Source organism: Streptomyces sp. FH025, from assembly GCF_017427025.1.
Lineage (GTDB): Bacteria > Actinomycetota > Actinomycetes > Streptomycetales > Streptomycetaceae > Kitasatospora.
In genome coordinates, this window is the sequence record NZ_JAFLNG010000258.1 from 1 (window position 1) to 9813 (window position 9813).

Sequence of the window (9813 nt, forward strand, 5' to 3'; positions counted from 1 at the left end):
CTTCGAGGCGGAACTTAGGTTTACCTGAGTTGTCTGCGGAGAGGGCTCATGACCGACACACCCGCACCGCCCGGCGCGCGGCGCGCACCCCGCCGTACGCCGCGCGGCCGAATACTGTGGCTCGCCGCCGCGCTGGCCGTGCTGGCCGTCGCGGTGCTGCTGAGCCTGGCGGTGGGCAGCCGTACCGTCCCGCTCTCCGAGACCGTCGACGCGCTGCTGCACGGCGGCGACTCCGCGAACGCGGTGGTGATCCGCGAGCTGCGGCTGCCCCGGACGGTCGTCGGGCTGGCCGTCGGCGCGGCGCTCGGCCTGGCCGGGGCCGTGATGCAGGGCCTGACCCGCAACCCGATCGCCGACCCGGGCATCCTCGGCGTCTCGCAGGGCGCGGCGGCGGGCGTGGTGGTCGCGATCTCCGGCTTCGGGGTCTCCACCCTCACCGGGTACGTCTGGTTCGGTTTCGCGGGCGCGGTGGTCGCCACCGTGCTGGTCTACGGCCTCGCCGGGCGCGGCCGGGGCGGGGCGACCCCGATCAAGCTGGCGCTGGCCGGCTCGGCGATGTCCGCGTTCATCGCCTCGCTCAACACCCTGGTGCTGACCACCGACGCGGCCACCATGGACCAGTTCCGCTTCTGGCACGTCGGCTCGCTCTCCGGGCGCACGGCGGACGTCGCCTGGCAGCTGCTGCCGTTCCTCGCGGTCGGCACGCTGCTGGTGGTCGCGGTGGCCCGGGGGCTGGACGCGCTGGCGCTCGGCGAGGAGACCGCGAAGGGCCTGGGCGCCAGGACCGGCCTGGTCCGCGCGGTCGGCGCGCTCGGCGCCACCGTGCTGACCGGCTCGGCCGTCGCCGCCGCCGGCCCGCTCGCCTTCATCGGCCTCGCCGTCCCGCACGCCGCCCGCGCCGTCGCCGGCGCCGACCACCGCTGGGTCCTCGCCTTCTCCGCCGTCCTCGGCCCCGCCCTGCTGCTGCTCGCGGACACCCTCGGCCGGGTGCTGTTCCCGCCCTCCGAGGTCCCGGCGGGCGTGATGACGGCCCTGGTGGGCGTCCCGGTGCTGGTGGCGCTGGTACGGCGCAGGAAGGTGGTCGCCGCGTGAGTTCGGTGTCCCTGCGCGGGTACTCCGTGGTGCGGGCCGGGCGGGCGTCGTTCCTGCTGCACCGGCGTTCGGCCCTCGCCGCCGTCGGGCTGCTGGTGGCGCTCGCGGCGACGGTGGTGGCCTCCCTCTGCCTCGGCGAGTCCACGGTCTCGCCGGGCGAGGTCGTCAAGGTGGTGCTGGGGCAGCCGAGCCCGGACGAGCTGGTGGTCGGGGAGTTCCGGCTGCCCCGGGTGGTGGTCGGGCTGCTGGTCGGCGCGGCGCTCGGGCTGGCCGGGGCGCTGATCCAGACCGTGGCCCGCAATCCGCTGGCCAGCCCGGACGTGGTGGGTGTGACCTGGGGCGCGACCGCGACCGTGGTCGGGCTGATGGCGTACGGGGTGGTCGGCTCGACCGGTGAGGCCCCGTACGCGGCGGTCGGCGGCGGGCTGGCGGCCGGGCTGCTGGTGTACGCGCTGGCCTGGCGGCGCGGCCTGCACGCGCAGCGCTTCGTGCTGATCGGCATCGGCATCAGCGTCGCCCTGTCCTCCCTGACCTCCGTCTTCCTCACCAAGGGCGACGGTTTCCAGGCGCAGGCCGCCAAGGTCTGGATGACCGGCAGCCTGAACGGCGCCGGTTTCGACCAGGCCGGCCGGCTGGCCTGGGTGCTGCTGGCGGCCCTGCCGGTGGCGCTGTGGGCGGCGCGCGCCCAGCGGTCGATCTCCTTCGACGACGCGACGGCCGTCGGCCTCGGGCTGCGGCTGGACCGGATCCGCCTGGTCATGGCGCTGCTGGGCATCGTGCTGGCCTCCTGCGCGGCGGGCGCCGCCGGGCCGGTGGACTTCGTGGCGCTGATGGCCCCGCAGATCGCGCTGCGGCTGGCCCGTTCGGCGCAGGTCCCGCTGCTGTGCTCGGCGCTGACCGGCGCGCTGGTGGTGGTCCTCGCCGATCTGATCGCCCGGCGCCTGCTCGCCCCGACCGAGCTGCCGGTGGGCGTGGTGACCGGCATGGTCGGCGCGCCGTACCTGATGTGGCTGCTCATCCGATCCCGCCGTGGAGGTTCCTGATGTCCGCACACCGGCCGCCCGCACCCCGGCCGCCCGCACCCCGGCTGGAGGCCCGGGGCCTCACCCTGGCCTACGAGGCGCGCACGGTCGTCGAGGGGCTGGACGTCCGCATCCCGGACGGCCGGGTGACGGTGATCGTCGGCCCGAACGCCTGCGGCAAGTCGACGCTGCTGCGGGCGCTCGGCCGGCTGCTGAAGCCCGTACGGGGCGCGGTGCTGCTGGACGGCGAGGAGCTGGCCCGGATCCCGACCAAGCGGATCGCCCAGCGGCTCGGCCTGCTGCCGCAGTCGCCGACCGCCCCGGAGGGCATCTCGGTGGCGGACCTGGTGTCGCGCGGCCGCCAGCCGCACCAGAGCTGGTGGCAGCAGTGGTCACCGGAGGACGAGGCGGCGGTCGCGGAGGCGCTGGAGCGCACCTCGACGGCGGAGCTGGCCGAGCGCAGCATGGACGAGCTGTCGGGCGGGCAGCGCCAGCGCGCCTGGATCGCGATGGCGCTCGCCCAGGGCACCGACATCCTGCTGCTGGACGAGCCGACGACCTACCTGGACATCGCGCACCAGGTGGAGGTGCTGGACCTGGTGCGCCGGCTGAACGTGGAGCGCGGCCGGACGGTCGTCGCCGTGCTGCACGACCTCAACCAGGCGGCCCGGTACGCCGACCACCTGGTGGCGATGCGGGACGGCCGGGTGGTCGCGCAGGGCGCGCCCGGCGACGTGGTGACGGCGGAGCTGGTGCGGGAGGTGTTCGGGCTGGAGTCGGTGGTGGTGCCGGATCCGGTGACGGGCACGCCGTTGGTCGTTCCGGGCGCCCCGTGGGCGGCGGCGGTGGAGCCGGCGGAGCCGGTGGAGTCGGCGGACGCCTAACGGCGCGTGTGGACGCTTAACGGCACTTTAGGTGCGATTTCGGACATAATCGACGCGCCCCCGCCCTTTGCCGAGCCTCCCGAGGACCCGCCGATGCAGGACTCGCCGATGCAGGACCGTCCGGTGCAGGACGGTCCCGTGCAGGACCGTCCGACGCAGGATCCGCCGGTACAGGACCGTCCGACGCCCCGGATCGCCCGCCGCGCGTTCCTCACCGGTCTCGGCGGGGCCGCGCTCACGGCGTGCACGCCCCGGCAGTCGGCCCAGCCGCCGCCCGAGGAGGGCTTCGGCCCCTCCCCCACCCCGGCGCCGCCGGTCACGGTGAACGCCGCGACCGGGCCGGTGGTGGTGCCGGGCGAGCCGATGCGGGTGGTCGTGCTGGACACCGATGTGCTCGACTCCGCGCTGACCCTGGGCATCACCCCGGTCGGTGCCGCCCTCCCGGCCGCCGACAGCCGCTTCCCCGACTACTGGCCGGCCTCGCGCACGGCGGGCATCCGGCTCGTCGGCCCGGCCGGCACGCCGGACCTGGAGGCCGTACGGCTGCTGCGACCGGACCTGATCCTCTCCAACCAGACGCGCGACGGCGACCGCTTCTCGCAGCTGAGCGAGCTCGCGCCGACGGTACTCACCCAGACCGCCGGGGCGCCGTGGAAGGCCGACTTCCAGCTGCACGCCCAGGCACTCGGCCGGGTGGCGGCCGCGGCGGCGTTCGTCGCCTCGTACCAGAAGCACGCCGGGCAGGTGGTGCAGGCGCTGGCGGCGGCGAAGCTGTCGGGGCACAAGGTGAGCCTGGTGCGGTTCGTGGAGGGCGGCGGGATCCGGCTGTTCGGGCGGCAGAGCTTCCCGGGGACGGTGCTCGCCGACGCCCAGGTGGGGCGGCCGGACGCGCAGAACGTCGACCAGTCGGACTTCGAGCTGCCGCCGGACCAGCTCGCCAAGGCGGACGGCGACCTCCTGCTGTACTCCACGTACGGCGACCCGGACCGGGCGGGCACCAACGCGACGCTGGCGAGCCCGGGTTGGCAGGCGCTCGGGGCGGTGAAGGCGCACCGGGCGTTCCCGGTGGACGACCAGCTGTGGTTCCAGGGGATCGGGTACACCGGCGCCAACTACATGCTGGACGAGTTGCAGCGCTTCCTGGGGGCGTAGGCCGCCGGGCGCCTCGTCGAGCGTCGCGGAAATCCGGTCGAGTCCGGCCCGGGCGAGACCTACGCTGGCCGGCATGGCCCACGCGAAGACCTCCTACGTCTGCCTGCCCTGCCGGGCCTCATACAAGCAGCCCTACGTCGGCGACCACGAACGGCTCTGCCCGCGCTGCGCCGGGCCGTTGATCCACGTGGGGTCCGCCTTCGCGGCGCCGCGAAGGCGGGACGCGGCCGCCTGGCGGGCGCTGTCGGTGCTGCTGAACGCCGGGGTGCGCTTCCACAAGAGCTGCTGCGGCGGCCCCGGCTACCGCCCGCGCACGCTCGGCGAGGTGCGCGAGCGGATGGCCTACGCGCGGTCGACCGGCGAGCCGTTCGCGCGTGCGCTGGTGCGCCACGAACTTCCCCGGCCGCAGCGCTAGTCGGCTCCGGCGTAGCGGGCCGGGGAGGTGCCGACGGCGGCGGTGAAGTCGCGGGTGAGGTGGGCCTGGTCGGCGTAGCCGAGTTCGGCGGCGAGCCCGGCCAGGTCCAACTCTCCGTCCGTACGGGCCCGTTCGGCGGCCTCGTGGAGGCGGGCGCGGCGCAGCACCCACTTCGGGGAGGCGCCGACGTACTCGGCGAACAGGCGTTGGAGGCGGCGGACGGTCAGGCCGAGTTCGCGGGCCAGTTCGTCCACCCGGCACAGGTCCGGCGAGCCGGTGATCCGGTCCACCATGGCGGCGACCTCCTCGACGACGGGGTCGGGCGCGGGGAGGCGGGGGCGGAGGAAGGCGTCGACGCGCCCGGCCTCCGGCTCGCTCCTCAGCAGCTCCTCGTTGAGCCGGTCCGCCTCGGGCCCGAAGTACTCGGCGGCCGGGACGGACCGGTCGGCGAGGTCGTTCACCGGGTGTCCGGCGAAGGGCCGGAAGGCGCCGGGGCGGAACCGCACGCCCAGCACGTGCCCGGCGCCCTCCAGGCGGCGGACGAAGAGCGAGCGGTCCACCCCGTACACCCGGGCGCGCGGGGCCTCGAAGACCAGGTGGACGTTGGGGTGGGCGAGCACCTTCTGTTCGTACGGGGCGTGGCCGGTGAGGTCCCAGCGGACCAGCCAGTAGTACTCGACGAACCGTGCCACGTCGGGGGCGGGCCCGAGCCGCTCCACGCTGATCAGCTCGGCCGCCCGGGCGGGGTGGAGCACGCCGCGGCCGAGGTCGGGAGGGTGCTGGGAGGCCATGTCGGCCAGGCTAGCCGTCGCGTTTCTTCAAGACCGGGTGGCGGGGCCGGGCGCAGGATCGGGGCATGAACGCTCACCACCCGATGCACCCCCTCCTGGCCCGCGCCGCCTCCGTCGCCTCCGGCGTCGCGGCCGCCGTCCCGGCCGACCTGCCGCTGGACGGGCCGACGCCCTGCCCGGAGTTCGACGCCCGGGCGCTGATCAACCACTGGGTGCTCTACACCTCGCACGGCCTGGAGCACCGGGCGCGGCGGGTCGACCTCCCCGAGGAGCTGATCGCGCGGGACTTCACGGCGGACGCCGACTGGCGCGAGGCGTACGCGGCGCAGTTGGAGAAGGCCGTCGCGGCCTGGGAGGACCCGGCGGCCTGGGAGGGGGACGTCGACCTGGGCGGTTCGCCGTTCCCGGCGGTGGGGATCGCCCGGATGCTGGTCCTGGAGCTGCTGCTGCACGGCTGGGACGTCGCACGGGCGACCGGCGGGCGGATCGAGGTCGACGAGGAACTCGCCCTGCTGACCGGGGAGATCGTGGCGGAGAACGCCGAACTGTTCCGCCAGTACGGGGGCTTCGCCGAGCCGGTGGCACTGCCGGACGGCGCCTCGGCGTGGGAGCGCGCACTGGCCGCGTCCGGGCGTGATCCGCGGAGTCGGTGATCTGGCCCTCTATCTCTACGACTTGACTGGCCGCCATGAATGATTCCAGCCAAGTTCATGACATGGCCATGATTCTCCGTGTTCAACCGTTCCGGCCCTGGGTAGTGTCCATCCCGCCCCACGAACCCCGGTGCACCACACGGCCGTTGTGCGGTGCCCCATGGACCTGCCCGATTGGACTGGTGTGAAGTGAACCGAACGCCTCACCGCCCGTTGGACCGTCCGTCGGCCGCGACCGGCCGGAGCCGCCTCGCCTCCGCGGCGGGGACCGCCGCGCTGGTGGCGGCCGTCCTCACCGGCGCCGCCGTCGGCACGGCCGGCGCGGCTCCCTCCACAGCTCTCCCGGCGATCCCCGCGCCCGCCATCACCCAGGTCGGCGTGGCCCCCGCCACTCAGCCCGCGGTCCCTGCCCAGCCCGCCGCACAGCCCGCTGCGGCTCCCGCACCCGCTCCCGCCGCACAGCCCGCCGCCGGGTGAATGCGCAGGACGGCCGCCGCCCGATCCCGGGGACTCCGGAATCGGGCGGCGGCCGTTCGGTGGTGCGGTGCGCTACAGGACGGCGATGGTGAAGCCGCTGGCCCCGGTAGACACCGGAAAACCGCTACCCGGGCGCCTGTGTGACTGGCTACGCTCACCCCCTCTGACCAGCACAGATGTGGGGAACGCATGACGCAGCAGTTCACCGACCGCCAGGGCCGGGCCGTGACGCTTGAGGACATCACGGAGGACAACTGGCGCGATGTCGCCGACGTGGCGCCCGCCGACGAGCAGCGCCGGTACGTGGCCGCGCTCGCGGCGCGCTACCTCCTGCTCTCCCAGCGCGGCGAGGTGTGGACGTCCCTCGGCGTCCGCGCCGGTGACGACGTCGTGGGCCACGTCATGTGGGCGTACGACGACGAGGACGGCACCCACTGGATCGGCGGCATGGTGGTGAGCGCGGCCGAACAGGGCAAGGGTGTGGGCCGTGCCACCCTGGGTGCCGTGATCGAGCGCCTGTCGGCGCTGCCGGAGTGCCGGGAGATCCGTCTCTCGTACCACCCGGACAATACGTCCGCCGGCCGCCTCTACACCTCGTTCGGCTTCCAGCCGACCGGGGACTTCGAGGACGAGGAGATCGTGGTGGCGCTTCCGGTCAGCTGAGTTCCGTCCGGTCGATCATGTGCGGAGCCAGGTGACGAGGGCTGCTGCGGTGACCGCGCCGAGGTCGACGTAGCCGAGCCCTCTCGAAGTCGCGCGCCGTGCAGGAGTGCGCTGATGGTCAGCTTCCTGTGCAGCCACGACAAACCCGGGAGGCCGTCTCCGCCGGACACTTCCATCGAGCAGAGCTGACTCGGAGGGACTCTCATGGCAATCCGTCGCAAACATGTGACCCGTGGTTGGCGCGCGGTCGTCGCCACGCTGATCGGGAGCGTGCTGGTGCTGGCCGGCGCGCAGAGCCCCGCACACGCCGCCGAAACGGAATGGAGCAGCTTCGACGCCAACCAGGCACGGGTCCTGTCGGGCGTCTACTCCGTCACGATCAACGGCGCGACCTACGACGTCACCGAGGGCACGGACCACAACATCTGGTTCCGCTACAACGGCGGCAGGTGGAATCCCCTCGGCGGGTTCAACGAGAGCCGCACCAGCTCACCGCCGCGCATCGTCGAATTCCCCCCGGGCCGCGCGATGGCCGTCATCAGGGGCCTGGACGGGGAGATCTGGTACAGCCAGGTGAACAGCGGCTCGGCGAACTTCTGGACTTCCTGGACCCGCCTCCCCTCCGGAGCGCGAGCACTCGGCAGCCCCATGGTCACCGTGATTCCAAGCGCGGGGGCGCTGAGTATCGAGGTAGCGAACGCCAATCGGCAAATCAACACCATGTCTCTATGGGACCGAAACGGCCAGATCTCACCGAACGATCACTGGGCGATTGAACCCTATGCACTCCTCGGCACAAACGCCACGGACATCGAAGGAAACAGCCAGATCGCCATTTACGGCGACGCGTACTACCGGGCAGTGAACCAGACCTACTTCACGGGAACCGACCACCACGTCTGGAACATGACCCTGACCCCGGAATACACGATCCTGGACCTCCACGAGGTGGACGGCGGAGCCGAATGCATCTCCGGGGTAGGCGCAGCGCGCCTGGGGAACCAGAGCACCGTGGTCGGGCCGGGCCAGCCGGGATACGCCGAACAGCAGCGCGTCCTGCTCTCCTGTATCGGGAACGACGGCTACGTCTGGGAGACCCAGTCGTCCGACGGCGGGCGGACGTTCAACGGGTGGCGCCACCCGGCCGGCATGCTCGCACCGTCCTCCTCGACACCCGCAGTCAACCCGTCGAACAACTCGTGGAGCCTCAACGTGCGCTGGAACGGCGCCCGGAGCACGGCCTTCCCCGACAACGCAGTGGTCGCGAAGCGGATCAACTAGTCCTGCAACGCGGCGAGGAGCTTGGCGCGCAGGAGCCGTACGGCCGGGGACTGCTGGTCGCGGCGGGCGACGAGTCCGAGCCGGGCGTGCGTGGCGGCGTCGGCGAGCGGGACGGCCCGCAAGCCGGCGCCCTGCGCGGAGGAGGCACTGAGGACAGCCACGCCCGCGCCGCGTTCGGCGAGGCGGAGCAGGGCCACCGGCGAGCTGGCCTCGATGTCCACGCGCGGGTCGCGGCCGAGGCGGTGGCAGGAGTCCTCGTAGGCGGCGCGGATGCCGGTGCCCGGGGAGAGGCAGAGGATCTTCTCGCCGTGGAGGTCGGAGAGTTGGAGCTTCTTCCGGTCTCGGTCGAGGGGGTGCCCGGGCGGGACGACGGCGGCAATCGGCTCGTCGACGACGACGCCCACCTCCAGGCCCGGGGAGACCTCGCCCGCGTAGCCGATCAGGGCCAGGTCGAGCCCACCCGCGAGGACCTGGGACTGAAGATCGTCGGAATGCCCCTCGTGCAGGCCGAGTTCGATGCCGGGGTGCGTACGGCCGAGGTCGGCGACGGTGTCCAGGAAGGGCGGGATCGTGCAACCCATGATCATGCCGAGCCGGACCCGGCCACGGACGGCCTCGGCGAACTCGGCGGCCGTGTACTGGATGGCGTCGAGGGTGGCCAGGGCGTTCTTGGCGAGCGGGAGGACCGCCTCGCCGACGGGGGTGAGCCGGACCTGGCGGCCGGATCGGTCGAGGAGCTGCTGCCCCAACTCGCGCTCCAGCTTCGCCACTTGGGTACTGATACCGGACTGGCTGACATGCAGGCGATGGGCGGCGGCGGTGAAGGTGCCCTCGTCGACGACGGCGGCGAAGTAGCGCAGCTGATGCATCTCCATAACTGAGGATGATAACTGGCATCGGATCTATCTGTTGGACGGATGGATGGGGCGGTCGGGAGCATGGAGGCATGACGACGACGAAGACTGCGCGTGAGCTTGCCGAGACGTACTTCACCGCTTGGGAGGCGGGCGAGTTCGAGACCATGCGGGGGCTGCTGGCCGAGGATGTCGACTTCGTGGGGGCGCTGGGGACGGCGTCGGGGGTGGAGGAGGCGCTGGCCGGGCTGAAGGGGCTCGGGCAGGTGCTGGAGAAGATCGACGTGAAGGTGCGGGTGGCCGAGGGCGATGAGGTGATCACCTGGTTCGACCTGTGCACGAGCGTTGCGCCGCCGGCGCCGACGGCGAACTGGATGCACGTGGAGGGCGGGAAGATCGCCCGGATTCGCGTGACGTTCGACCCGCGCGGGCTGCTGGCGGGGTTCGAGAAGCAGGGCTGAGCAGGACGGAACAGGAGGGCCGTGATCGCCGGAGGGCGGTGACGGCCCTCTTCTGTTGTCCCGGTCAG

Annotated in this window: 12 protein-coding genes; 10 read left to right on the forward strand and 2 right to left on the reverse strand. The window is 73.0% G+C overall.

Annotated features, from left to right (window positions below):
* The first annotated feature begins 48 nt into the window (after positions 1 to 48).
* The 5 genes from J0670_RS19200 to J0670_RS19220 all read left to right on the forward strand — a co-directional run bounded on the left by J0670_RS19200 (position 49) and on the right by J0670_RS19220 (position 4565).
* Positions 49 to 1092: an iron ABC transporter permease gene (locus tag J0670_RS19200; protein ID WP_207812854.1), complete on the forward strand. Its 1044-nt coding sequence runs from the start codon at positions 49 to 51 to the stop codon at positions 1090 to 1092.
* A complete protein-coding gene (locus J0670_RS19205) occupies positions 1089 to 2135 on the forward strand; it encodes an iron chelate uptake ABC transporter family permease subunit (RefSeq protein WP_207812855.1) in 1047 nt (348 codons plus the stop codon). The genes J0670_RS19200 and J0670_RS19205 overlap by 4 nt, the downstream gene beginning before the upstream one ends.
* Positions 2135 to 2998, forward strand: a complete 864-nt coding sequence (locus J0670_RS19210) for an ABC transporter ATP-binding protein (protein WP_207812856.1) — start codon at positions 2135 to 2137, stop codon at positions 2996 to 2998. The genes J0670_RS19205 and J0670_RS19210 overlap by 1 nt, the downstream gene beginning before the upstream one ends.
* Before the next feature lie 93 nt (positions 2999 to 3091).
* Positions 3092 to 4150 carry an iron-siderophore ABC transporter substrate-binding protein gene (locus tag J0670_RS19215; RefSeq protein WP_207812857.1) on the forward strand — a complete coding sequence of 353 codons (1059 nt, stop codon included), beginning with the start codon at positions 3092 to 3094 and terminating at the stop codon, positions 4148 to 4150.
* A gap of 73 nt (positions 4151 to 4223) precedes the next feature.
* A complete protein-coding gene (locus J0670_RS19220) occupies positions 4224 to 4565 on the forward strand; it encodes a deoxyxylulose-5-phosphate synthase (protein WP_207812858.1) in 342 nt (113 codons plus the stop codon).
* Here J0670_RS19220 and J0670_RS19225 read toward each other — a convergent pair.
* Positions 4562 to 5356 (reverse strand): helix-turn-helix domain-containing protein, encoded by a 795-nt coding sequence (locus J0670_RS19225; protein WP_207812859.1) that lies wholly within the window; start codon positions 5354 to 5356, stop codon positions 4562 to 4564. The two genes, J0670_RS19220 and J0670_RS19225, sit on opposite strands and share 4 nt — an antisense overlap.
* 65 nt (positions 5357 to 5421) lie before the next feature.
* On the opposite strand from J0670_RS19225, the gene J0670_RS19230 reads away from it, so the two are divergent.
* The 4 genes from J0670_RS19230 (at position 5422) to J0670_RS19245 (ending at position 8430) form a co-directional block, all read left to right on the forward strand.
* Complete coding sequence (locus tag J0670_RS19230) at positions 5422 to 6009, forward strand: TIGR03086 family metal-binding protein (protein WP_207812860.1); 588 nt, start codon at positions 5422 to 5424, stop codon at positions 6007 to 6009.
* Between the two features lie 189 nt (positions 6010 to 6198).
* Positions 6199 to 6486, forward strand: a complete 288-nt coding sequence (locus tag J0670_RS19235; RefSeq protein ID WP_207812861.1) for a hypothetical protein — start codon at positions 6199 to 6201, stop codon at positions 6484 to 6486.
* Between the two features lie 189 nt (positions 6487 to 6675).
* Positions 6676 to 7149, forward strand: a complete 474-nt coding sequence (locus J0670_RS19240; protein WP_207812862.1) for an N-acetyltransferase — start codon at positions 6676 to 6678, stop codon at positions 7147 to 7149.
* A 204-nt stretch (positions 7150 to 7353) separates the two neighbouring features.
* Positions 7354 to 8430, forward strand: a complete 1077-nt coding sequence (locus tag J0670_RS19245; protein WP_207812863.1) for a hypothetical protein — start codon at positions 7354 to 7356, stop codon at positions 8428 to 8430.
* On the opposite strand, the gene J0670_RS19250 is transcribed toward J0670_RS19245, so the two are convergent.
* Entirely contained in the window at positions 8427 to 9305 is an 879-nt protein-coding gene (locus J0670_RS19250) for a LysR family transcriptional regulator (protein WP_207812864.1), read from the reverse strand. The genes J0670_RS19245 and J0670_RS19250 overlap by 4 nt on opposite strands.
* Positions 9306 to 9376: 71 nt before the next feature.
* Here J0670_RS19250 and J0670_RS19255 point away from each other — a divergent pair, with 71 nt between their 5' ends.
* Positions 9377 to 9745 (forward strand): nuclear transport factor 2 family protein, encoded by a 369-nt coding sequence (locus J0670_RS19255; RefSeq protein ID WP_207812865.1) that lies wholly within the window; start codon positions 9377 to 9379, stop codon positions 9743 to 9745.
* Positions 9746 to 9813 lie beyond the last annotated feature (68 nt).